This window comes from Bradyrhizobium sp. BRP56 (genome assembly GCF_020194035.1).
In the GTDB taxonomy this organism is placed as follows: domain Bacteria; phylum Pseudomonadota; class Alphaproteobacteria; order Rhizobiales; family Xanthobacteraceae; genus Bradyrhizobium; species Bradyrhizobium australafricanum.
The window spans coordinates 147,886-169,995 of record NZ_JADYVV010000001.1; the positions used below are offsets into that span (position 1 = coordinate 147,886).

The following is a 22,110-nucleotide window of genomic DNA, read 5'->3' on the forward strand; positions in this document are numbered from 1 at the left end:
ACGCTCAACGCTTCGTGCGGATGACAAAGCCGTAGCCCGGATGGAGCGAAGCATTCGGACTAAATATCTGTCTTCTCCTTCCCCCTGAAAGGGGGAAGGTCGGGATGGGGGTCAGCCGCAGGCGACGCTCTATGTGGAGAGAGTTGATCCCCACCCGCTTTGCTCTGGCGAGCAAAGCGACCTCCCCTTTTCAAGGGGAGGTTGGACCCGCGCTGCAGTTAGATCTTTCGAATTTCCTACGACGCCAGCGCTTCCTCGGGCATCACGGCCGACAGATGCTGGCTTTCGGCCACGGCGCGGTTCGTGATGCGGCCGCGATGGACGTTGAGGCCGGCGCGCAGATGCGGATCCTCGACCAGCGCGCGCAGTCCCTTCGCGGCCAGCGCCAGGCCGAACGGCAGCGTGGCGTGGTTGAGCGCGTGGCTCGAGGTGACCGGCACCGCGCCCGGCATGTTGGCGACGCAATAATGCACGATGTCATCAACGAGGTAAGTCGGCGCCTGATGCGTGGTCGGCTTCGAGGTCTCGAAGCAACCGCCCTGGTCGATCGCGACGTCGACCAGTACCGCGCGGCGCTTCATGCCTGCGAGCTGCGCGCGCGACACCAGCTTGGGCGCGCTGGCGCCGGGCACCAGCACCGCGCCGATCACAACGTCAGCCGCGAAGACCTCCTGCTCGATCGCTTCCAGCGTGGCGTAACGGGTGCGGACGCGGCCGAGGAAGAGATCGTCGAGCAGGCGCAGCCGCGGCAACGAGCGGTCGAGGATGGTGACGTCGCTGCCGAGCCCGGCCGCCATCCGCGCCGCATGGGTGCCGACCACGCCGCCGCCGATGATCGCAACCCGCGCCGGCGGGACGCCGGGCACGCCGCCGAGCAGCTTGCCCATGCCGTCGGCGGATTTGCGCAGCGCGGCGCCCGCGGCCTCGATCGCGAGCCGGCCGGCGACTTCGCTCATCGGCGCGAGCAGCGGCAGTCCACCATGTGCGTCGGTCACGGTCTCATAGGCCACCGCCGTGCAACCGGAGGCGATCAGCCCCGCGGTCTGCGGCACGTCGGGCGCGAGATGCAGATAGGTGAAGAGGATCTGTCCCTCGCGCAGCCTGGTCCATTCGGACGGCTGCGGCTCCTTCACCTTCACGATCATCTCGGCGACGGAGAACACCTCTTCGGCGGTATCGGCGATCCGCGCGCCGGCCTGGGTGTAGACGTCGTCGCCGGCACCGATGCCGTCACCGGCGCCGCGCTGGACCACGACCTCGTGGCCGTGCGCCACATATTCCCGCACCGAGGCAGGCGTCAGCCCGACCCGATATTCCTCGACCTTGATTTCCTTGGGCACGCCGATGCGCATGGTCCGCTCCTTGAAGGATTCGTTTCCGCCGCCATCAAGGCTATGCCCCGTCACATGGCGTTTCTCAGCGATTTCCGGCTTGCTCACAGCCAAATACGCCCATATCCTTCGCTTTCAGCTCAGCCCTTGAAGGAAATCTGCGTGGACGGTCTCGATCGTATCGACCTCAGAATCCTCGCCGAGCTGGTCGCTGATGCCCGCGCCAGCCAGATCGAGCTTGCCGAGAAGGTCGGGTTGTCGCCGACCGCCTGCGCACGGCGGATCCGCCATCTCGAGGAGATCGGCGTGATCCGCGGCTATCGCGTCGACCTCGAACCATCAGCGCTTGGCCTCGTGACGACCGTCGTCGTCACCATCACGCTGGAGAAGCAGAGCGAGGATTATCTGGCAGCCTTCGAGGCCGCGATCGCGCGCTGCCCCGACGTCGTGTCCTGCCATCTGATGTCGGGTAGCGACGATTATCATCTGCAGGTGATCGCCCGCGACATCGCCGACTTCGAGCGCATCCACAAGCAGCATCTGTCGCGCATGCCGGGCGTCGCCCGCATCCATTCCAGCTTCGCGATGCGCGAAGTGGTCCGCCGCACCATTCCCGAGACGGCGCTGCGCGGCTGACGGTCACGCAACACCGCGCACTGTCACAATCGCGCACTGTCATAATCGGGCACTGACACAATCGGGCACTGACACAATCGGATCTGCCCGGCTCGCTCCCACACGCAATTTTTAGTTCGTGATTCGCCGCCTTCTATGACAGAATTGCTACAGTTCAATATCAATTCGGTTACACGCGGAGCGGTGAATGAGCATGGAGTGGCGGGCACGGCCGGTTTCGCTGGCTTGGTCAAATCCAGTGGTCCGGTGGTGGGGTTTCCTGAGCCTCGTCAGCGCCGCCAACATCGCGATCTGGTTCGCGCTCTACCGCCAGTTCAATGAACAGGCCAATGGCAGCTTCAGCAACACCTCGGGCATCGGCCTGATGATGCTGCTATGCGCGGCCTATGTGTTCGGCTGTGCTTTCCGCTCGGTCCTGCCGCGCGCCGACGTGCAACGCATCTGCCTGTTCGACACCTGGCTGTCGAGCGTCGTGGTCGGCCGCACCGTCGCCACCGTCGCCGAGGTCTGCTTCGCCGCGCAATGGGCGATCATCCTGCATCAGCTCGGTACCATGACCGGCGCCGAGACCACCGTGACCATCGCCTGGATCATCGTGCCGCTGATCGTGATCGCGGAATGCTTTTCCTGGTATGCGGTGCTGACCACCCATTATCTCTGCAACGCGATCGAGAACTCGATCTGGGCGGTTGTGTTCTTCCTGGTCGGCATTGCGCTGTGCCGGCTGCTGCCGGAGTTTCATGGCCCGGTGCGCTGGGCCTTCATCGTCGCGATCGTCGGCATCGCCGGCTTCCTCGCCTTCCTGATGACCGTCGACGTCCCGATGTATCTGAATCGCTGGCGCGCCAACCTCGCCGCCGGCGGCACGCTGCTGCATCCGCTGGAAGGCCTGCGCGACGTCAGCCGGCGCTGGGTCGTGACCCATGACATCGCGGAATGGCGCGAGGAGATCGCCTGGATGTCGCTGTATTTCAGCATGGCGGTCTGGTCGAGCCTCGCGCTCTGCGTCGGCTACTCGCTCGAGGATCAGCTGCCGCGCTACCGCACCGAACCCGTGATCGTGACGGCGACACCGGCGAGCGAGAGTACGACGCCGGCGACCGCAAGCACGACGCCGACAGCGCAGCACACCGCCACGATCGACGCGGCGGCACCGTTGCGGAATTGATCGGCGACCGCCGCGCGCGGCTTGTCGCCGCCAGTGCTTTCGGAGTAAAGGCTGAGGCATCCCCGCTCATCTGTCAGCGCGTTCCATGCCCCGCATCACCATCATCGAAACCGGGCTCGTCAGTCCGCAATTCCGCGAGCGCCACGGCAGCTATCCGCAGATGTTTCAGCGGATGGTGGCGACCGCCGATCCATCTGTTGGCTGCGACGTCGTCAGCCCCGCCAATGGCGAGACGCTGCCGGATCCGGCCGCATTGGATGCGATCCTGATCACGGGATCGGCCGCCGGAGTCTACGACGATGTCGCGTGGATCGCGCCGCTCGAAGCCTTCGTTCGCGCGGCCCATGACAAGCGCATTCCAACCGTCGGCGTCTGCTTCGGCCATCAGCTGATCGCGCAGGCGCTCGGCGGCACCGTGCGCAAATCCGAGAAGGGCTGGGGCATCGGGCGCCATATCTATCGGATCGCGCCGGACAACGGGCTGATCGACGGCGAGACGGTCGCCGTCGCCTGCTCGCATCAGGACCAGGTGGTCGACCCGCCCGCCTCAGCGCGCACCATCCTGTCGTCCGGGTTCACGCCGCACGCCGCCCTGCTCTACGCCAACGGCACGACGCTGTCGGTGCAGCCGCATCCGGAATTCACCGCCGACTATGCCGGCGCGCTGTGCGACCTGCGCCGCGGCCTCGCGCCCGATAGCGTGGTCGAGACCGCCAAGACCTCGCTGGCAGAGCCGCTCGACCACGCCACGCTTGGCGGCGTGGTCACGCGCTTCCTCACGCACGGGGGCAGCTAGCCCTTGCGCCACTGCGCGGCGGCGTCGCGGGCGAAATCGCGATAGGCCCGCGGCGCGCGGCCGAGCAGCTTCGTCAGGCGTGCCAGCTCATCGGCCGTCGCGACCGCGCCGTGGCTCTGGTACCGGCCGAACATGAGGCGCATGTCGAGCGCGAGCCATGCCGGCATCGCTGCCTTGAAACGCTGCTCCATCGCCGCGAGATCGTCGCCGCCATAGCTGACCGCGCGGCCAAGCTCATCGCGCCAGATCGCAGCCGCGCCCTCGCCGGTCACGACATCGGGGCCGACCAGCGCGTAGGTCTCGCGGCCCAGCGGGCCGGACGCGCGCTCGCGGCGCAGCAACTCGATCGCGGCCGCCTCGCCGATATCGCGGATGTCGACCATCGAGATGCCCTTCGCGCCGATCGGCATGCCGTAGGCGCCGAAGTTCAGCAGCGGCTCCTTCAGCCGAAGATCGTTCTGGATGAAATAGGCCGGACGCAGGATGGTCGCGGGAAGATCGAGCGCCTCGATCATCCGCTCGACCGTGTGCTTGCCGGCGAAATGCGGCACGTCCGCATAGGCCTCGCCCTTGAACACCGAGAGATAGACGACGCCCTTGACGCCGGCCTCGCGCGCGGCGGCCAGCGTCAGCATCGCCTGCGTTAGTTCGTCGGCCGCATTCGGCACCAGCAGGAACAGCGTGCTGACGCCAACGAGCGCCGCGCGGACCGAATCCACGTCGGCAAGATCGCCGCGAACCGCCGTCACGTGCTGCGGAAATTGCGCCTTGCCGGGCGAACGCGTCAGGGCCCGAACCTCGACGCCCTGACCGGCGAGATGATTGAGAACCTGGGTGCCGATGGTGCCCGTGCTGCCTGTCACTAGAATGGTCATGTCGAATACTCCTCTTTTGGGGCAGACCGTCTGCCGTTGCGGAGAAGCTATCCGTTCCAATTTTCCTTTGGAGATGGCATTATCTGAACAGACCGTTTCGAATATGGAACAGTTCGATGGACCTTCAGGCACTCGCCGATTTCAATCTGGTGGCCGCGCATGGCGGGCTCGGCCGCGCCAGCCGCGCCTCCGGACGGGCCAAGGCGACGCTGTCCCGCCGTGTCGCCGAACTCGAACAGAGTCTCGGCGTCCGCTTGATCGAGCGGGGTTCGCAGAGTCTGCGATTGACCGATGAGGGCCGCGCGCTGCACGAGCGCACCAGCGGTCCATTGTCCGACATCGCGGAGGCCGGCGAAGCCGTAGTGCTCGGCGCGTCGACGCCGCGCGGCCGCTTGCGGGTCAGTGCGCCGGTCTTGCTCGCCCATGTCGCGTTCGGCCGGATCGGTGCGCGCTTTGCGCACGCCTATCCCGACGTCCAGCTCGAGATCGTCGCGGAGGATCGCCTGGTCGACCCGGTCGAGGACGGCTATGACCTCGTCATCCGCATCAACCCGTCAGCGGATGAACGTCTGGTCGGCCGCCGCTTCCTCAGCGACGAACTGCTCGTCGTGGCGCATCCCGATCGACAACGGCCGACGACCGCCGCGCGCGATCCGAATGGCGTCTCCGTCGATGCCGTTCTGATGTCGCAGACGCCGCTGGACACGCTCTGGCGCATCCGACATGAACGCGAAGAGACCACGCTCAGGCCGCGACCAATGCTGCGTCTCTCATCGATGCTGATGATGCGCGATGCGGTGCTCGCAGGCGCCGGCGCGGCCCTGCTGCCCAAGCTGCTGGTCGACGACGACATTGCCGCAGGGCGGCTTGCCTATTGGGGAACGGATACCAGACCTCCGGTCGAGATCTGGGCGCTGCAGAGCTCGCGACGGCTGGTCGGCGCAAAGGTTCGCGCGTTTCTCGACGTCGTCGAGCAGGCGTTCCCGAACCGGGTGTTCGTTCCGCCGGCCTGAGTTGCAGCCCGGACGATGCGCCTCAGGTCATGCTGCCCGGCATGAAGCAGCGCACGCGCGGGTGGCCGTCGATATAGTGCTTCCACACCATGGTGCGCCCGACCTTGTTCGGCTCCGTGATCACGGCCTCGTTCGGCACGACAACCCATTCATTGTCGATGAGCACGCGATAGTGGCCGTGATCCGACTCCCAGTCGGGATCGGCGACCACATAGCCGTCAGCATCCGAGCAGCATTGCCCGTAGCCGCTGCGCAGGCTCTCGAACCAGGGCTTTAGCGGTGAATTGGCGTAGCGGCCGTCGTCCCGCGCCAGGGTCGGCGATGTCAGCCACATCGTCCCGAGCAGCAGTGCCGCACGCGTGATGGCGTGCATGTCGTCGTCTCCGTAAGTGTCGATCCAGCTGCGGGCGCGCGTCACAGACTGCTCGTCTGCGACGCTGCCGCCGCAGGCGAGAACACGACACATCCGCGCCCCAGCACCTGACATTGAACGATGCAAGCGCAAGGCCAGACGGGATGCCGGAAGACTACGGCCGACGAAAGTATAGGGCGTGCGGCACGATCAACGACCCGCTGCCGCAACCTCCAGAACGAGCGGCGGTGCGCTGCGCGACGCCGCCTGCAGCGCGCATTCGACGAACCGGCGCGGCAGCAGCGAAGCGTTGGAGCGCATCGCCACCAGCATGCGGCTCTCCGCATCCGGCGTGTCCAGCGGCTTCGCCACCACATTCATCACGCCGGCCTGCTGGTAGCAGGACGGCAGGATCGAAAGCCCAATCCCGGCCGCAACCAGGCTGAGCACGGTGCGCAATTCATGCGCCTCCTGCACCACACGCGGGGCAAAGCCCGCCCGCCGGCACAGCATCGCGGCCTGATCGCCGACACCGCAGCCGCTCTCGGCCATGCCGACGAATTCATGCTCGGCAAGGTCGGCCATCTTGAGCGCACCCTTCGCGCCGGCCAGCGGATGATCCAGCGGCAAAAACACCATCAGCCGGTCGCGCCACACCACATGGACCTGCAGATCGGCCGCCGGCCTGAAATCGAGCGGCGGGCGCATGATCGCGACATCGAGCTCGGCGTCGGCAAGCGCGCGTAGCTGCGTTGCCGTCGACATGTGCCTGAGCTCGATTTTCACCCGCGGATAGCTGGCGCGAAAGCTGCGGAACAGCTCGGCGAACATGTCGAGCATCGGGACCGAGCCGGTGAAGCCGACCCGGATCATGCCGGCCTCGCCGCGCGCCGCACGGCGTACCGTCTCCGACGCGAGATCAAGCTCGCTGACCGCACGCCGCGCATGTTCCAGCAGCAATTGTCCGGCCTGCGTCAGTTCCACCGCGCGCCGCGTCCGCGCCAACAGGCGCGTGCCGAGTTCTTCCTCCATCGCCTTGATCTGCGTGCTCAGCGGCGGCTGGCTGACATGCAAGCGTTTCGCTGCGCGGCTGAAGCTGAGCTCTTCGGCCACCGCGATGAAGTAACGAAGCTGCCTGTAATCCATCGCTTATTCCGATTCCCTATAAGTCGGGGGTCAACAAGGTATTTGACCTCACGGGGCCGTTTCCCGATCTTCGCGCGAAATCACCTGTGCTCCAAGGGAGAAGCGCACGAAATGCGTCAGGTTCAGGCAGAATGGCGCGGCGCGCGTAGCGGGTCAGCCATGCAATATCGCAGCGGACGATAGAAGATGACCGCTCCGTTTCGCGTTCTGGTCACCGGCGACAGCCTCGCGCCGGCCGCCGTCAATGTCCTCCGCGAGATCGGTGCAGATGTCGTGCTGATGCGCGATGCCGTCACCCCTGAGCGTCTCACGCACGAGATGGCGCGGGCGCCGACGCAGGCGATCCTGATGCGCGGCAATCCGGTGTTCTCCGCCGCCACCATCGCCGACAATCCGCACCTGCGCGTGATCGCAAAGCACGGCGCCGGCGTCGACAGCGTCGATATCGATGCTGCAACGGCCAAGCGCGTGCTGGTGATGGTTGCAGGTGATGCCAACGCGCCTGCGGTTGCCGAACACGCCATCGCGCTGATCCTCGCGCTCGGGCGCGACGTCGTCAGCCTGAACGCGAGAACCCATTCCGGCGCCTGGGACCGCGCCACCTATCGTGGCCGTGAAATCCGCGGCCGCACGATCGGCCTGGTCGGCTTCGGTCGCATCGCCCAGCATGTTGCGCGCGCGGCGGCCGCGCTCGGCATGAGCGTCGTCGCGCTCGGCCGGAGCAAGGGCCGCGTCGATCCGGCGCTGGCGCGCGAAGCCGCCGATCTCGCCGAGCTGCTCGCGGTGTCCGACATCGTCAGCCTGCACGCGCCGCTGACCGATGCGACGCGCGGCATGATCGAAGCCGGACGGCTCAACGCCATGAAGCCAGGCTCGCTCCTGATCAACACCGCGCGCGGCGCGCTGGTCGACGAGGACGCGCTGTGCGCGGCGCTGAGAAGCGGCCATCTCGCCGGCGCCGGCCTCGACACGCTGGCGGAGGAGCCGCCGGCCAAGGACAGGCCGATCCTGCAGGCGCCGAACCTGATCGTGACGCCGCATATCGCAGCCCAAACCGGCGCATCGATCACGCGGACCGGCGTCGAGGCCGCGCGCAACATCGTCGCGGTCCTCACGCAACGCAACATCGATCGCGCCAATGTGGTCAACCCGGCGGCACTCGACGCGCCTTAAATCTCGCGGAAACGGCCCAGCAAGAGGCCGCGATATCAAGAGGAAACGAACATGAATCTGGGGTGGCTGTCCAAGCTGTCCGCCGTCGAACGCAAGACCTTCTTCGCTGCCTTCGGCGGCCTTGCACTCGATTCGATGGACACGACGATCTACGCGCTGGTCACGCCGGCGCTGATCGCAACGCTGAGCCTGTCGCGGCCTGACGCCGGCATTCTGGCTTCCAGCTCGTTGATCGGCACCGCCCTGGGCGGCTGGGTCGCCGGCATTGCCGCGGACCGGTTCGGCCGGGTGCGCGTGCTGCAATTCACCATCCTCTTGGTCGCGGTCTCGACCTTTGCCGCCGCCTTTGCCGACGGCTTCTGGTATCTCTTGGTTGCACGCGCCATCCAGGGCATGGGCTATGGCGGCGAGGCCGCGGTCGGTGCCGTGCTGGTCGCCGAAGTGGTTTCGGCCGGCATGCGCGGCCGCGTCGCCGCCGCGATCCAGAGCGGATACGCCGTCGGCAATGCGCTGTCGGTGGCGCTGTTTCCCGTCATCTTCGGCTGGTTGTCGCAGGACATGGCCTGGCGCGTGTTCTTCGCGATTGGAATCCTCCCCGCGCTGCTGGTGTTCTTCGTCCGTCGCTTCGTGCCGGAATCCGCGATCTTCGTCGAGGAGCAGGCGCAGCGCGCCGCCTCGCCGACGCACAGCTTCTGGACCATCTTCACCGGCGAGCACCTGTTCAAGACGCTGGTCGCGACCTTCTTCACCACCGGCACGCTCGGCGCGGCTTATGTCATGATCACCTGGCTGCCGACCTATCTGCAAACCGGGCTGCATCTGCCGGTCACCCACACCGCCGGCTATCTCGCCGTCAACATCTTCGGATCGTTCGTCGGACCGATCGCCTTCGGCCTGATCGCCGACCGCATCGGCCGCCGCAAGGGTTTCATGCTGTTCCTGGTCTGCCAGGCACTGAACGTCGTCGTCTACACCCAGGCGCCGATCGGCCAGGGCATCACCATCATCCTCGGATTCTTCCTTGGCGCGCTGCAGGCCGGCCTCGCCTCAGGCCTGATGCCGACTTTTGCCGAGCTGTTTCCGACCAGCATCCGCGCCAACGGCGCCGGCTTTGCGCTGAGCGCTGGGCGCGGCCTCGGCTCGATCGTGCCGGCGACCGTCGGCATTCTCTCGACGCGGATGCATCTCGGCGACGCAATGGCGATCTGCGCCATCTGCGGCTACACCGCCGCCTTGTGCGCGGCGTTGCTGCTGCCCGAGCAGCAGGGCATCGACCTCAGAACGATGGCAGCGGGCGGCGCGCCGGACGGCGCCGAACGCCCGCCGCACGAACGAGAGACCGGACACCCTAACAACATCCGAAATGGCGTCGCGACCCAATGAACGCCATCGCAATGAACGGGAGGATTTCAGTGACCGCATCTTCTGTCAGCGAGCTCGAACAGCAGACCATCCACCGCGTTTATTGGCGGCTGATCCCGATCCTGTTCGTGATGATGTTCTTCAACTATCTCGACCGCATCAATCTCGGCTATGCCGGGCTGACGATGAACAAGGACCTTGGCCTCAGCCCGGCGATCTTCGGCTTCGCGGCCAGCATCTTCTTCCTCGGCTACATGGTGCTCGAGGTGCCGAGCAACTTGATGCTGCACTGGCTCGGGGCGCGGATCTGGCTGGCGCGGATCCTGATCACCTGGGGCCTCGTCGCCGCGCTGACCGCCTTTGTCTGGAATCCGCTCAGCCTCTACGTCATGCGGTTCGGCCTCGGCGTCGCGGAGGCCGGCTTCATGCCCGGCGTGGTGCTTTACCTCACCTACTGGTTCCCGGCGCGCTATCGCGCCCGCGCGGTGGCGGGATACATCATCGCCGGCTCGTTCTCGGCGGTTTTGGGCGGGCCGATCTCGACCAGCATCATGACCTGGTTCGATGGCGCTGCCGGTCTCCACGGCTGGCAATGGATGTTCCTCGCCGAGGGCGTGCCGACCATTCTGCTCGGCCTGTTCACGCTCTATTATCTCACCGACCGCCCGGCCAAGGCGAGCTGGCTCACCAAGGAGCAGGCGGCCTGGCTGGAGGGCGAACTCGCCGCCGAGCGGGCCGAGATCGAACAACAGGGGCAGCACAGGTTGATCGAATGCGTGCTCGATATCCGGGTCTGGCTGTTGGCGGCGCTGTTCGGCTGCGCGCTGGTCGGGATCTACGGCCTCTTGCTGTGGCTGCCACAGATCATCAAGGGCATGGGCAATCTCAGCAACATCCAGGTCGGCTTCCTCTCGGCAATCCCGCCGCTGCTCGGCGTGATCGGCACCATCGTGGTCAGCCGCAGCTCGGACAAGACCGCCGATCGCAAGTTTCATCTCGCAGCAGTTTACTTGCTGGCCGCGGTCGCGATGCTCGGCAGCGCCTATGTCGCGAGCCCGGTGCTGGCCTTCGTGTTCCTCTGCATCGTCGGCTTCAGCCTCAATGCCGGCAATCCGCTGTTCTGGAGCATCAATGCCTCGCTGCTGACCGGCGCGGCCGGTGCCGCCTCGATCGCGCTGGTCAACACGCTGGCGCAATTCGGCGGGCTGATCGGGCCGTGGTGCATCGGCCTGATCAAGGACTCCACCGGAAGCTTCTCCTGGGCGCTGGTCGGGATCGCCGGCTTCCTGCTCGTCGCCTCCGCCATCGCCGCCACCATGCGCGTCAAGCCGCGCGAGACGGAATTGACGGGCGCGATCCCGTCATCCGTCGCACACTGACACCCCTGCCAAGGAAGCAACCATGATCATCGATTGTCACGGCCATTACACCACCGAACCGGCCAAGCTGCAGATCTTCCGCGACAAGCAGCTCGCCAGCCTCGCCGACAAGTCGCGCCGGCCGCTCACCACCAATCTCGGCATCACCGATGACGAGATCCGCTCCAGCGTCGAGGGCGCGCAGCTTCGCCTTCAGAAGGAGCGCGGCACCGACGTCACCATCTTCTCGCCGCGCGCCGCCGGCATGGCGCATCACGTCGGCAAGGAAGCGACCAGCCGCGAATGGACCACGATCTGCAACGACCTCGTGCACCGGGTCTGCACGCTGTTCCCGCAGAACTTCGTCCCCGTGTGCCAGCTGCCGCAGAGCCCGGGCGTCAAGCCCGCGAACTGCATCGAGGAGCTGGAGCGCTGCGTGACCCAGCTCGGCTTCGTCGGCTGCAACCTCAACCCCGATCCCGCCGGCGGCTATTGGTGCGATCCGCCGCTGACCGACGAATGGTGGTATCCGCTGTATGAGAAGATGGTCGAGCTCGACGTGCCGGCGATGGTCCATGTCTCCTCGTCCTGCAATCCTTGCTTCCATGGCACCGGCGCGCATTACCTCAATGGCGACACCACCGCCTTCATGCAGTTCCTGACCTCGGATCTGTTCAAGCGCTTCCCGACCCTGCGGTTCATCATCCCGCATGGCGGCGGCGCGGTGCCCTATCACTGGGGCCGCTACCGCGGCCTGGCGCAGGACATGAAGCTGCCGCCGCTGTCGGAGCATCTCTTGAAGAACGTGTTCTTCGACACCTGCGTCTATCACTTGCCCGGCATCGAGCTGTTGACCAGGGTAATCCCTGTCGAGAACATCCTGTTTGCGTCCGAAATGGTCGGCGCGGTCCGCGGCATCGATCCTGAAACGGGTCATCACTTCGACGACACCCGCCGCTATATCGACGCGCTGCCGCTGAGCGCGGCGGACAAGGCCAAGATCTTTGAAGGCAATGCCCGCCGCGTCTATCCTCGCCTCAACGCCCATCTCGACCGCCGCGCGCATTGAACGACCGCGCCGCTAACACACCGGAGAAAACCGATGGCCATAGGATTTGCAATTCACAAGGCGAAGCGGAAAGTGTCGCCTGACCTCGTCGCGCGCTACCGCACGCTGCCGGTCGCCAATATCAGCGATTCGATGTCGCGGATCGCAGGCACCAACCGGCTGCGGCCGATGCACGCGGGCGGCTGGCTCGGCGGCCCGGCGCTGACGGTCAAGACCCGGCCCGGCGACAATCTGATGGTGCACAAGGCGATCGACCTGGCGCAGCCGGGTGACGTGATCGTGGTCGATGCCGGCGGCGTGCTGGTCAACGCCATCATCGGCGAGATCATGTCGACGCTGGCCGAGAGGAAGGGCGTCGCGGGCTTCGTGATCGACGGTTCGATCCGCGATGCCGGCGCGATCCGCGCCGGATCATTCCCGGTGTTCGCCGCCGGCGTCGCCCATCGCGGCCCCTACAAGGATGGCCCAGGCGAAATCAATTGCGCCATCTCGATCGACGGCATGATCGTCGAGCCCGGCGACCTCGTCGTGGCCGACGACGACGGTGTGCTCTGCGTGCCCCATGACGACGCCGAGGCCATCTGCAAGCTGACCGAGGCCAAGAAGGCCACCGAGGAAAAGGCCATCCAGCAGATCCTCGCCGGCACCAGCGACCGCCGCTGGGTCGACGAGGCCCTGCAGCGCCTCGGCTGCGAGTTCAAGGACTGAGATCGACGCTGATGCGGGACGCTGCCCGGCGTCCCGCAATCGAGCGTCGCCGAATGCGACAAGCGCGGTCGAGATCGCGCGTCGTGCCATGCCGGTTCCCTGCCGGATCGGTTCCCGGCGAACGGCCAGCCTCTCCTGACAATCCCCTCACACCGTAATATCCTTCCGGTTTGCGGGAGAATGAGGTGGCTCGATGGAAGATATCGAAGTCTTTCTCGCGGTCATCGATGCCGGTAGCCAGACGGCGGCCGCACGTCGGCTGGGCCGCTCATTGCAATCGGTCAATCGATCGCTGATGACACTCGAACGCAGCGTCGGCGTCGAGTTGGTGCGACGTACAACCCGGCAGTCGTTTCCGACCGAGGCGGGATTGGCGTTCTATCGGCGCGTCAAACCTGCCGTTGCGCAGATCAGCGAGGCACGTCTCGAAGCGGCCAGCCAGCGCGCCGAACCGTCGGGCCTGCTTCGCATCGCCGCGCCGGTACAGTTCGCGTCGGCGTTTATCGTGCCCGTCATCGCGGACTTCATTGCCCGCTACCCCCTGATCAAGGCTGAACTCAAGGCCTCGGATCGAGCCATCGATGTTGTCGGCGATGGCTTCGACATCGCCATCCGGATCAGGGAGTTGCCGGATTCGTCGCTCAAGGCCCGACGGCTTGGTGAGATTCGTACCGTCGTCTACGGCGCGCCGCGCTACTTCGCACGTTACGGACGCCCGGCTCATCCCGACGATCTCGACCGGCATCAATGCGTCCTCCGCACCACGAGCGGGGGCGAGCCCGCGATATGGCGGTTTCAGATCGATGGCGGCATCAGGACGGTTCGGGTGAATGGCTGCTTCGAGACCGACAATACCGCGGCGTTCTGCGCAGCTGCACGTGACGGCATCGGCCTCGGATACGGGCCGTTCTGGCAGGTCCGTGATCTCGTCAACGATGGCGCGATCGAAATTGTTCTCGAGGAGTTCGAAGCACCGCGAATGCCGATCCATGCGGTGTTCCCGCCAAGCGGCATGCCGGCGGCAAAGACGCGCCTGTTCGCCGATAGCCTGATCGATCGACTGAAGCACGAGCAGCTTTAGACACTGGCGCGCGCCATCGCCATTCTCTCGGCAAATGGGAAGGTGCTTCCCGCCAGGCGCTGATTGTCCGGCAAGCGTGCCGAACCCATTGTGCGGGTGAGCGGCAACGAGGCTTGCCGCATCATGCACATGAGGAGGCCCCATGACGAACAGGCGTACCCTGCTCGGCGCAGGACTTTGCGCGGCCGCAGCGTTGGCGTCTCGCGCCACCTCCCCGACGACGCTGGCACAGGCCCAGGCCTGCGACGGGTCCGCGGCCGACGGCGAGCTCAGCCAAGATGCGTGCGAACTGCTCCCGGCTGCTACTGCGCTCAGCAACGACAACAACGACCGCGCCGCCGTTTCCCGCGATTTCGGCAACATCGTTCAAGGCCAACCTCGTGCGGTGCTGAAGCCCGGCTCCGCCACCGATGTCGTCCGCCTGGTTCGTTGGGCCGGCAAGTCAGGGCAGAAGATAGCGGCACGCGGGCAGGGCCATTCGACCTATGGCCGCGCGCTGACCGAAGGTGGCATCGTCATCGAGATGACCTCGCTCAACGCGATCCACCACATTGCGGCCGATCGTATCGTCGTCGATGCCGGCACGACGTGGGAACGCGTCCTCGAAGCGACCCTGGCGCAAGGCCTCACGCCCCCGGTGCTCACCAACTATCTCGGCCTTTCCGTCGGCGGCACGATCTCCGTCGGCGGAATCGGCGGCAGTTCGTCGCGCCATGGCATGCAGACAGACCATGTTCTCTCGCTGGACATGGTTACGGGAACCGGCGAGCAATTGACCTGTTCGCCGCAGTCGCACGCCGATCTGTTCGATGCCGCCCGGGCCGGGCTTGCACAGTGCGGTCTGATCACACGGGCAACCCTGAAGCTGGTGCGCGCGCCCGAGCGCGTCCGCCGATACCAGCTTTTCTACCGGGACCTTGCCTCACTGGCTGCAGACCAGCGCCGCGCGCTTCAAGACGATCGCTTCGATCAATTACAGGGAGCCATTCTCCCGACCGGCCCCGGACGCTGGCGATACCAGCTCGAAGGCGCCGTGTTCTACGACAAGGGTTCGCCCCCAAACGACGGCGCCGTGCTTGGATCCCTGTCCGACGACCGCAATACGGCGGTGATCACCGATCTGGCCTATCACGACGACGCGCTTGCCTTCGCGAAATTGGAAGCGCTGCTCAAGTCGAAGGGGCTGTGGTCGAGCCCGCACCCCTGGTTGTTCACGTTTCTGCCTGACGGCAACGCCGAGCACCTGGCCGACGAGATGATCGGCCGCCTCTCGGTTGAGGAGATCGGGCCGCTCGGGCGAGTGACCTTTTATCCCCTGAACACGCGCGCGTCGGGCACGCCGCTGGTGCGGTGGCCCGATGGCAACATCGCCTTCTGCTTCAACATCGTTCACATGCCGGCGTCGGCAGGTGCGGCAGGGGTTGGCCAGACGCGGTCGAAGAACCGCCTGCTTTACGAGCAGATCCGCGGTGCGGGCGGCGTCCAATATCCAGTCAGCGCGCTGCCCATGGCGCCGAAGGATTGGGAACGTCACTTCGGCTCGGCCTGGCCGAAGCTGCGCGACGCCAAGCGGCGTTACGATCCGGCCAATCTGCTGACCCCCGGCTACAATCTGTTCTGATCCCGGCGCCGCGTGAACAGAAGTAGCACGCCGACCGAAACCGGCCGGTATGCAGCCGGTTGGTCCCGCGAGGGATGGAATCGGGAATTTTTCCCGATTCCAGATGGAAAAGAATCCCGGTCCCCCGGGATTGATCTTGTTTGCCAAAGCCACGCCGCTCCCGCAGTCTCCGAGCCAGGTTCGTCGGGGATAAAAGCCGAACCGCGGCTTGGGGGTGGGCGTCATGGCTGGTGCGTTGTTGCGTGCGGCAACACGGTCTTTGTCTTCTTCGGTCTATACGCACGGCGCTGCGGCCGTGCTGGCTGTTATTGGCTCTGCACTGCCATCGACTGTCGTGCACGCTCAGACGGCCGATCCGGTCCCCACTGAACTGCCGCCCGTCAACGTGATTGCGCCCACACCTCTGGCCGGCACCCGCAGCGCAAGGCCGACGGCACGGCCGGTGGTTCGGACCACGCGAACCGCGCGAACCCGAACCGGACCTGTTGCTCCGGCAGCGGGCCCCGATGTCGGCACCGCTGCACCCGGCCCCTCCGACCGCGACTCCACCCTGATTGATCGCGACAAGGTCCCGTCCAACACCGCGGTGATGACGACGCAGGATTTCAGTCACAACTATTCGACCAACTTCCTCGATGCTGTGAACCGCAAGCTGCCGGGCGTCACGCTGGGCGACCAGACCGGCAATCCGTTCCAGCGCAATCTCGACTACCGCGGCTTTACCGCCTCGCCGGTCCAGGGCACGCCGCAGGGCATCGCGGTCTACCAGAACGGCGTGCGCATCAACGAATCCTGGGGCGACGTGGTCAACTGGGATTTCATCCCGGAAAAGGCCATCGACAGCGTCGCATTGTTTCCCAACAATCCGGTGTTCGGCCTCAACGCGATCGGCGGCGCGCTGAGCATCCAGATGAAGAACGGATTCACCTATCAGGGCTCCGAGGCTGAACTGTTCGGCGGCTCCCACGGGCGCGTGCAGGGCAGCGTGCAGGCCGGCGGCCAGAGGGACAACATCTCCGCCTACGCTGCGTTCGAATCCGCGTATGATCGCGGCTGGCGCGACCACGCCAATTCGTCGCACATCAACCGCATGTATGTGGACGTTGGCGCACGCAACGACGACACCGAATTTCACGTCAATTTCACCGGCGCCAGCAACCTGCTCGGCAATGTCGCGGCAACGCCGGTGCAGATGCTCAATCAGCGCTGGTCGAGCGTCTACACCTGGCCGCAGACGACGCTGCTTCAGCTCGCCTTCGTCAACGCGACGCTGAACCACAATTTCTCGGATACCTGGTCGTTCCAGGGCAATGCCTATTTCCGCGGCTTCCGGCAGACCCATGTCGACGGCAACGGCACCGACGTGCATGCCTGCGACGGGGGAGACAGTTTGTGCATCGGCGACGACCTGCCGATTTTCGGTCCGGCGGGAGGTCCCTCGGTTCCGAACACGCTGGGCAACGCCTTCCTTGGCGAAGTCGACCGCAACCGGGCCGCGACCAACAGCTTCGGCGGCACAGCCCAGCTGACCAACTCGGACAAGCTGTTCGGACACGACAACCACGTTGTGATGGGCGTCAGTGTCGACCACGGCAACACGAAATTCACGGCGACCAGCGAGCTCGGAACGATCGATCCGAACAACCTGTTCGTGACCGGCACCGGCATCTTCATCAACCAGCCCGATGCCGGTCTCGCCCCGGTCGACCTGCGCGCCACCAACACCTACACCGGCGTCTATCTCACCGATACCTTCGACGTGACGAACAGGTTCTCGGTCACTGCTGGTGGACGATTCAACTATGCCCAGATCGATCTGCAGGACCAGACCGGGACAAATAACCAGCTCAACAGCAGCAACCGATTCCAGCGCCTCAACCCGGTGATCGGCGGCACCTACAAGATCACGCCGAACCTCACCTTCTATGCCGGCTATTCGGAGGCCAACCGCGCGCCGACGCCGCTCGAGCTCGGCTGCTCCGATCCGGCCCGCCCCTGCGTCATCGATTCCTTCCTGGTGTCCGATCCGCCGCTCAAGCAGGTGGTGTCGCACACCGTCGAGGCCGGCTTCCGCGGCACCTGGGGCAACGACGCCAGGACCGGCATGCTGAGCTGGGGCCTCGGCGCATTCCACACTCTGTCCGACGACGATATCATCCGGGTGCAGAGCCCCATCGGCACAGGTAATTTCGGCTATTTCCAGAATGCGGGGCAGACCCTGCGGCAGGGCATCGAAGCCAAGCTCGACTACCGCGTCAATCGCTGGAACGCCTATGCCAACTACACCTTCATCGATGCGACCTATCGAAGCGCAAATACGTTGCCGGCTCCCGACAACCCGAACGCCCTGACCGACCCGAACAACGATGACGTCCGGTTCATCAACGTCAAGCCGGGCGACCATATCCCGGGCATTCCGGCGCACCGCTTCAAGGCAGGTGTCGAGTACCTCGCCACCGACGCGTGGAAGGTCGGCGCCGACGTCAACGTGGTCGGCAGCCAGTGGCTGATCGGCGACGACACCAACCAGAGCCAGAAGGTCCCGGCCTACGCGGTCGTGAACCTGCACACCTCCTACAGGATCACGCCGAATATCGAGGTGTTCGGCCTGATCAACAACGTCTTCAACCAGCATTATTATCTCGGCGGCGCGTTCTACGAGACCGGCGGCTTTGCCAGCGCCGGAGCTGCGCCCAACCTGATGGCCCAGCTGACCGATCCGCGCACCTTCGTGCCCGGCATGCCACTCGCCGCCTATGCCGGCATCAGGGCGAAGTTCTAAAGCGCGATGTGATTAGGTTGAATCGTCATCGCGCTTTAGCTCTTTGTTTGAGGCTTTAGCTCTTTGTTTGAGCATGATCTTTTCGGAAAACCGCTTCGCACTTTTCCGGATCATGTTTTAGGGCAATTCCTGGAAGACGCTACGCCACCGTCCCGCCATCGACCGGCATCGCGATGCCGGTGACGAACGACGCCTTGTCCGACAGCAGGAACACCGCGACCTCCGCGATCTCCTCGGGACGCGCGGCGCGGCCCATCGGATTGCGGGTGACCGCGGCCTTGATCAGCTCCTCCGGATCGGCCTCGTTGTGGCCCGGCTGGTCCGGCCGGTTGACGAACACCCGCAGCATCGGCGTGTCGATCGCACCGGGGCAGATCGCGTTGACGCGGACGCCATCCTTGGCGTGGCGCTTGGCGAGCGCGCGCGCCAGCCCGATCACGCCGGCCTTGGCCGCCGAATAGGTCGGGCTCCACGGCGAGCCGACCAGGCCCGAGGTCGATGCGGTGAACAGGATGCTGCCCTGACGCCGCGCGGTCATCTGGCCGAGCGCCGCATTGGTGGTGATCAGCTGCGAGCGCAGGTTGAGATCGACGCTGAGATCCCAGCCCTCGAGATCGTCGATCACGGACGGACCGGGAATACCGAGGTGGTTCCACACGCAGTCGAGCGCGCCGAATTCCTTCACCGTCGCTGTGACGATGTCGCGCGCAAAGCCGTCATCGCGCAGATCGCCGGCCAGCGCCAGCGCGCGCCCGCCGCCCTTTTTGATCTCGTCGACCACCGCCTTCGCGCCGGCCTCGTTCTGGTCGACCACCGCGACCGCCGCGCCCTCGCGCGCGAGGATGCGTACCCCGGCGCGGCCGGCGCCGGATGCCGCGGCGGTGACGAGTGCGATCTTGCCCTGCATGTCCATGTTTCGATCCTGACTGTGCCCGTGACTTCGAGCCTTCTTGGGTTCTGAAGTTTTGGTTGAATCAGGACCGCGGCGCTGCCGTCTTGCGCTGACGCGCTAAAGCATGATCCGGAAAAGTGCGAAGCGGTTTTCCCTCGCGACAAACGCGGGACGCGTTTGCGCGGAGATCATGCTCAAACAAAGAGCTAAAGCGCGATGACGATTCTCATCGCGCTTTACCGGCCGCCGAACAGGACCGGAGACTGGCCGGGCAGCAGCTGCGAATGAATGTCGCTGTCCATCCGCTCCGCCCCTTGCTGGGTGAAGCTCGCGCCGAAGGACAGGCTGAGATTCGAAGTCGGCCGGAACTCGAGGCCCGCGCGCGCAGAATAGCCGGCGTTGACGCCGGGATTGCCGCTGAACGGCGCCAGCGGTCCGCCGGCACCGGGCGGATTGTATTTCAGCGTGTCGAAGCCGGCAAAGAAGGTCACGGGCGTATTGCCGACGCCCCTGAAATTGTAGCCGAACTGCGCGCCCTGATATTCCAGCGAGCCGAACGCCGCCGATTGGCCGAGCGCGTTCCAGCCGACGCGGCCGCCTTCGCTGCCGGCGAACCAGCCGTCGGGCCGGCCGTTCAGATATGAAAAGTCGCCGCTTTGCGCGCCGGCGGCGTCAAAGCTCGGAAAGTTTCCGTAAGTATCCGCCTTCTGGCCGTCGGCGAGACTGCCGCCGAAGCCGAACAGCGAGCCCGGCGTCCAGTAGCGCACCGGGCCGGCCTGGGCACTGGCCTGCTGGCCGCTCAGGCACAGCGCCAACGCTGCGATTGCGGGGGCGAGTTTACTTACCAAAGTGGTCATCAGGTTACCGTCACGAGCACCGGGATTATACGTCCCGACGACCGGGAACGCCAGCCTGCGCCCTACTCCGCTGCGAGCAGCTTCTGCTTCAGCAAATCCGTCAGCCAGTCGGCAAACACCTGCAGCCGCCGCGACAGATGCTGACGGTGCGGATAGAGCAAGGTCATCGGCATCGGCGCGCCGCGGTGCCGCGGCATCAGATCGACGAGTTCTCCGGCATCGAGATGCCGCTTCACGTCGTAGGCGGGAATCTGGATCAGGCCGAGGCCGGCGAGGCAGCATGCGATATAGGCCTCGGCGCTGTTGACGGTGACGCGGCCGCGCATCGCGACCGTGCGCGTTGCGCCCTGCTCGCACCACTCCCATTCCTCGATGCGGCCGGTGGAGGGCGACGCGTAGTTGACCGCCCAATGCGCGCCGAGATCGTCGGGTATTCGCGGCGTGCCGTGGCGCGCGAGATATCCGGGGCTTGCGACATTGATCAGCGTCAGATTGCCGAGCGGCCGCGCGATCAGGCCGGAATCGCTGAGCGGGCCGACGCGCACGACGCAATCGGCGGAATCCTCGATCAGGTTGATGGCGCGATCGGTGACGCCGAGATCGATGTCGATCTGCGGATAACGATCAAGGAAAGCCGGCAACGCCGGCGCGATGATCAGACGGCCGATCCGCCCGGGCACGTCGACCCTGAGCCTGCCGGACGGTTCGGCGGCGGCGTGGCGGAACAGGGTCTCGGCCTCCTCGACATCGGCAACGACGCGCAAGGCTCGTTCGTAAAACGCCGCGCCGTCATGCGTGGGCGACACCTTTCGCGTCGTGCGATGCAGCAGCCGCGCGCCGACGCGCTGCTCCAGTTCTGCGACCGCTGACGAGACCGACGAGCGCGGCAGGCCCAGCGTATCGGCCGCCCGCGTAAAACTTGCGCACTCGACGACGCGAGCGAAGATGCGGAACAGATCGATGCGGTCCAAAATCGTCCCCGATTGTTCGCCATTCCCGACAAGTGATATCAAGATGCATGGCTTTATCGGCAAATTCTAGACGATATCGTCCTCTCCAGAAAGCGGCCGCAGGGCGCTGCCGCGAGACCTGGAGAGGCGAACGCCATGACCGACCACAGCATAAAGGGCAAGACCGTCATCATCGCCGGCGGCGCCAAGAATCTCGGCGGCCTGATCGCGCGCGATCTCGCCGCCCACGGCGCCAGGGCGATCGCGATCCACTACAACAGCGCGGCCACCAAGGCCGATGCCGACGCGACGGTGGCGGCGCTGCAGGCCGCAGGTAGCGAGGCGGTCGCCTTCCAGGCCAATCTCACAACAGCAGGCGCGATGGAGAAGCTGTTCACTGAGGCGGTCGCCGCGATCGGCCGCCCCGACATCGCGATCAACACCGTCGGCAAGGTGTTGAAGAAACCGATGATCGAGATCTCGGAGACCGAATATGACGCGATGAGCGCGGTCAACGCCAAGTCCGCGTTCTTCTTCCTCAAGGAGGCTGGCCGCCACGTCAACGACAACGGCAAGATCTGCACGCTGGTGACGTCTCTGCTCGGCGCCTACACGCCGTTCTATGCGGCCTATGCCGGCACCAAGGCGCCGGTCGAGCACTTCACCCGTGCGGCATCGAAGGAGTTCGGCGCGCGCGGCATCTCGGTCACCGCAATCGGACCCGGCCCGATGGACACGCCGTTCTTCTATCCGGCCGAAGGCGCGGACGCGGTCGCCTATCACAAATCGGCGGCAGCATTGTCCGGCTTCTCCAAGACCGGGCTCACCGACATCAAGGACATCGTGCCGTGGATCCGCCTGCTGGTGTCGGATGGCTGGTGGATGACCGGCCAGACCATCCTGGTCAACGGCGGCTACACCACGAAGTGAGGCGCGATCT

The 22,110-nt window shown here is 65.5% G+C and carries 20 protein-coding genes; 13 read left to right on the forward strand and 7 right to left on the reverse strand.

Annotated elements, in window-relative coordinates; genetic code table 11:
• Positions 1-236: 236 nt before the first annotated feature.
• Positions 237-1,352, reverse strand: a complete 1,116-nt coding sequence (ald, locus tag I6F38_RS00685; protein WP_225158654.1) for an alanine dehydrogenase — start codon at positions 1,350-1,352, stop codon at positions 237-239.
• A 126-nt stretch (positions 1,353-1,478) separates the two neighbouring features.
• Here ald and I6F38_RS00690 point away from each other — a divergent pair, with 126 nt between their 5' ends.
• From I6F38_RS00690 to I6F38_RS00700, 3 genes are all read left to right on the forward strand, one after another.
• A complete protein-coding gene (locus tag I6F38_RS00690) occupies positions 1,479-1,967 on the forward strand; it encodes an Lrp/AsnC family transcriptional regulator (RefSeq protein WP_016847653.1) in 489 nt (162 codons plus the stop codon).
• 193 nt (positions 1,968-2,160) lie between these two features.
• Positions 2,161-3,135 carry a hypothetical protein gene (locus tag I6F38_RS00695; protein ID WP_225158831.1) on the forward strand — a complete coding sequence of 325 codons (975 nt, stop codon included), beginning with the start codon at positions 2,161-2,163 and terminating at the stop codon, positions 3,133-3,135.
• Between the two features lie 85 nt (positions 3,136-3,220).
• Entirely contained in the window at positions 3,221-3,931 is a 711-nt protein-coding gene (locus I6F38_RS00700; RefSeq protein ID WP_225158655.1) for a gamma-glutamyl-gamma-aminobutyrate hydrolase family protein, read from the forward strand.
• Here the strand turns inward: I6F38_RS00700 and I6F38_RS00705 are convergent.
• Complete coding sequence (locus tag I6F38_RS00705; protein ID WP_225158656.1) at positions 3,928-4,806, reverse strand: NmrA/HSCARG family protein; 879 nt, start codon at positions 4,804-4,806, stop codon at positions 3,928-3,930. The genes I6F38_RS00700 and I6F38_RS00705 overlap by 4 nt on opposite strands.
• Positions 4,807-4,922: 116 nt before the next feature.
• Here I6F38_RS00705 and I6F38_RS00710 point away from each other — a divergent pair, with 116 nt between their 5' ends.
• Entirely contained in the window at positions 4,923-5,819 is an 897-nt protein-coding gene (locus I6F38_RS00710; protein WP_225158657.1) for a LysR family transcriptional regulator, read from the forward strand.
• A 22-nt stretch (positions 5,820-5,841) separates the two neighbouring features.
• Here the strand turns inward: I6F38_RS00710 and I6F38_RS00715 are convergent, their stop codons facing one another.
• A complete protein-coding gene (locus tag I6F38_RS00715; RefSeq protein ID WP_225158832.1) occupies positions 5,842-6,192 on the reverse strand; it encodes a hypothetical protein in 351 nt (116 codons plus the stop codon).
• A 189-nt stretch (positions 6,193-6,381) separates the two neighbouring features.
• Positions 6,382-7,317: a LysR substrate-binding domain-containing protein gene (locus tag I6F38_RS00720; RefSeq protein ID WP_225158658.1), complete on the reverse strand. Its 936-nt coding sequence runs from the start codon at positions 7,315-7,317 to the stop codon at positions 6,382-6,384.
• A 186-nt stretch (positions 7,318-7,503) separates the two neighbouring features.
• Here I6F38_RS00720 and I6F38_RS00725 point away from each other — a divergent pair, with 186 nt between their 5' ends.
• The 8 genes from I6F38_RS00725 (at position 7,504) to I6F38_RS00760 (ending at position 18,471) form a co-directional block, all read left to right on the forward strand.
• Entirely contained in the window at positions 7,504-8,490 is a 987-nt protein-coding gene (locus I6F38_RS00725; RefSeq protein WP_225158659.1) for a hydroxyacid dehydrogenase, read from the forward strand.
• Positions 8,491-8,541: 51 nt separating this feature from the next.
• Positions 8,542-9,873: an MFS transporter gene (locus I6F38_RS00730; protein WP_225158660.1), complete on the forward strand. Its 1,332-nt coding sequence runs from the start codon at positions 8,542-8,544 to the stop codon at positions 9,871-9,873.
• 29 nt (positions 9,874-9,902) lie between these two features.
• The gene (locus I6F38_RS00735) at positions 9,903-11,231 is read left to right on the forward strand and encodes an MFS transporter (RefSeq protein WP_225158661.1); all 1,329 of its coding nucleotides are present in this window, start codon (positions 9,903-9,905) and stop codon (positions 11,229-11,231) included.
• A 22-nt stretch (positions 11,232-11,253) separates the two neighbouring features.
• The gene (locus I6F38_RS00740) at positions 11,254-12,279 is read left to right on the forward strand and encodes an amidohydrolase family protein (RefSeq protein ID WP_225158662.1); all 1,026 of its coding nucleotides are present in this window, start codon (positions 11,254-11,256) and stop codon (positions 12,277-12,279) included.
• A gap of 33 nt (positions 12,280-12,312) precedes the next feature.
• The gene (locus I6F38_RS00745) at positions 12,313-12,987 is read left to right on the forward strand and encodes an RraA family protein (RefSeq protein WP_225158663.1); all 675 of its coding nucleotides are present in this window, start codon (positions 12,313-12,315) and stop codon (positions 12,985-12,987) included.
• Between the two features lie 193 nt (positions 12,988-13,180).
• Positions 13,181-14,068: a LysR family transcriptional regulator gene (locus I6F38_RS00750; RefSeq protein ID WP_225158664.1), complete on the forward strand. Its 888-nt coding sequence runs from the start codon at positions 13,181-13,183 to the stop codon at positions 14,066-14,068.
• 142 nt (positions 14,069-14,210) lie between these two features.
• Positions 14,211-15,689, forward strand: coding sequence for an FAD-binding protein (locus I6F38_RS00755; RefSeq protein ID WP_225158665.1), 1,479 nt, complete (start codon positions 14,211-14,213; stop codon positions 15,687-15,689).
• A gap of 334 nt (positions 15,690-16,023) precedes the next feature.
• The gene (locus I6F38_RS00760; protein WP_225158666.1) at positions 16,024-18,471 is read left to right on the forward strand and encodes a TonB-dependent receptor; all 2,448 of its coding nucleotides are present in this window, start codon (positions 16,024-16,026) and stop codon (positions 18,469-18,471) included.
• A 139-nt stretch (positions 18,472-18,610) separates the two neighbouring features.
• On the opposite strand, the gene I6F38_RS00765 is transcribed toward I6F38_RS00760, so the two are convergent.
• The 3 genes from I6F38_RS00765 to I6F38_RS00775 all read right to left on the reverse strand — a co-directional run bounded on the left by I6F38_RS00765 (position 18,611) and on the right by I6F38_RS00775 (position 21,191).
• Entirely contained in the window at positions 18,611-19,384 is a 774-nt protein-coding gene (locus tag I6F38_RS00765; RefSeq protein WP_225158667.1) for an SDR family NAD(P)-dependent oxidoreductase, read from the reverse strand.
• A 215-nt stretch (positions 19,385-19,599) separates the two neighbouring features.
• Positions 19,600-20,220 carry a hypothetical protein gene (locus I6F38_RS00770; protein ID WP_225158668.1) on the reverse strand — a complete coding sequence of 207 codons (621 nt, stop codon included), beginning with the start codon at positions 20,218-20,220 and terminating at the stop codon, positions 19,600-19,602.
• 62 nt (positions 20,221-20,282) lie between these two features.
• Complete coding sequence (locus tag I6F38_RS00775) at positions 20,283-21,191, reverse strand: LysR family transcriptional regulator (RefSeq protein WP_225158669.1); 909 nt, start codon at positions 21,189-21,191, stop codon at positions 20,283-20,285.
• 135 nt (positions 21,192-21,326) lie between these two features.
• On the opposite strand from I6F38_RS00775, the gene I6F38_RS00780 reads away from it, so the two are divergent.
• Entirely contained in the window at positions 21,327-22,100 is a 774-nt protein-coding gene (locus I6F38_RS00780; protein ID WP_225158670.1) for an SDR family oxidoreductase, read from the forward strand.
• Positions 22,101-22,110: the final 10 nt, after the last annotated feature.

Coding starts and splice junctions, on each gene's coding strand:
- ald (WP_225158654.1), bottom strand. CDS start 1,352: ATGCGCATCGGCGTGCCCAAGGAAATCAAGGTCGAGGAATATCGGGTC.
- I6F38_RS00695 (WP_225158831.1), top strand. CDS start 2,161: ATGGAGTGGCGGGCACGGCCGGTTTCGCTGGCTTGGTCAAATCCAGTG.
- I6F38_RS00700 (WP_225158655.1), top strand. CDS start 3,221: ATGCCCCGCATCACCATCATCGAAACCGGGCTCGTCAGTCCGCAATTC.
- I6F38_RS00705 (WP_225158656.1), bottom strand. CDS start 4,806: ATGACCATTCTAGTGACAGGCAGCACGGGCACCATCGGCACCCAGGTT.
- I6F38_RS00710 (WP_225158657.1), top strand. CDS start 4,923: ATGGACCTTCAGGCACTCGCCGATTTCAATCTGGTGGCCGCGCATGGC.
- I6F38_RS00715 (WP_225158832.1), bottom strand. CDS start 6,192: ATGCACGCCATCACGCGTGCGGCACTGCTGCTCGGGACGATGTGGCTG.
- I6F38_RS00720 (WP_225158658.1), bottom strand. CDS start 7,317: ATGGATTACAGGCAGCTTCGTTACTTCATCGCGGTGGCCGAAGAGCTC.
- I6F38_RS00725 (WP_225158659.1), top strand. CDS start 7,504: ATGACCGCTCCGTTTCGCGTTCTGGTCACCGGCGACAGCCTCGCGCCG.
- I6F38_RS00730 (WP_225158660.1), top strand. CDS start 8,542: ATGAATCTGGGGTGGCTGTCCAAGCTGTCCGCCGTCGAACGCAAGACC.
- I6F38_RS00740 (WP_225158662.1), top strand. CDS start 11,254: ATGATCATCGATTGTCACGGCCATTACACCACCGAACCGGCCAAGCTG.
- I6F38_RS00745 (WP_225158663.1), top strand. CDS start 12,313: ATGGCCATAGGATTTGCAATTCACAAGGCGAAGCGGAAAGTGTCGCCT.
- I6F38_RS00750 (WP_225158664.1), top strand. CDS start 13,181: ATGGAAGATATCGAAGTCTTTCTCGCGGTCATCGATGCCGGTAGCCAG.
- I6F38_RS00755 (WP_225158665.1), top strand. CDS start 14,211: ATGACGAACAGGCGTACCCTGCTCGGCGCAGGACTTTGCGCGGCCGCA.
- I6F38_RS00765 (WP_225158667.1), bottom strand. CDS start 19,384: ATGGACATGCAGGGCAAGATCGCACTCGTCACCGCCGCGGCATCCGGC.
- I6F38_RS00770 (WP_225158668.1), bottom strand. CDS start 20,220: ATGACCACTTTGGTAAGTAAACTCGCCCCCGCAATCGCAGCGTTGGCG.
- I6F38_RS00780 (WP_225158670.1), top strand. CDS start 21,327: ATGACCGACCACAGCATAAAGGGCAAGACCGTCATCATCGCCGGCGGC.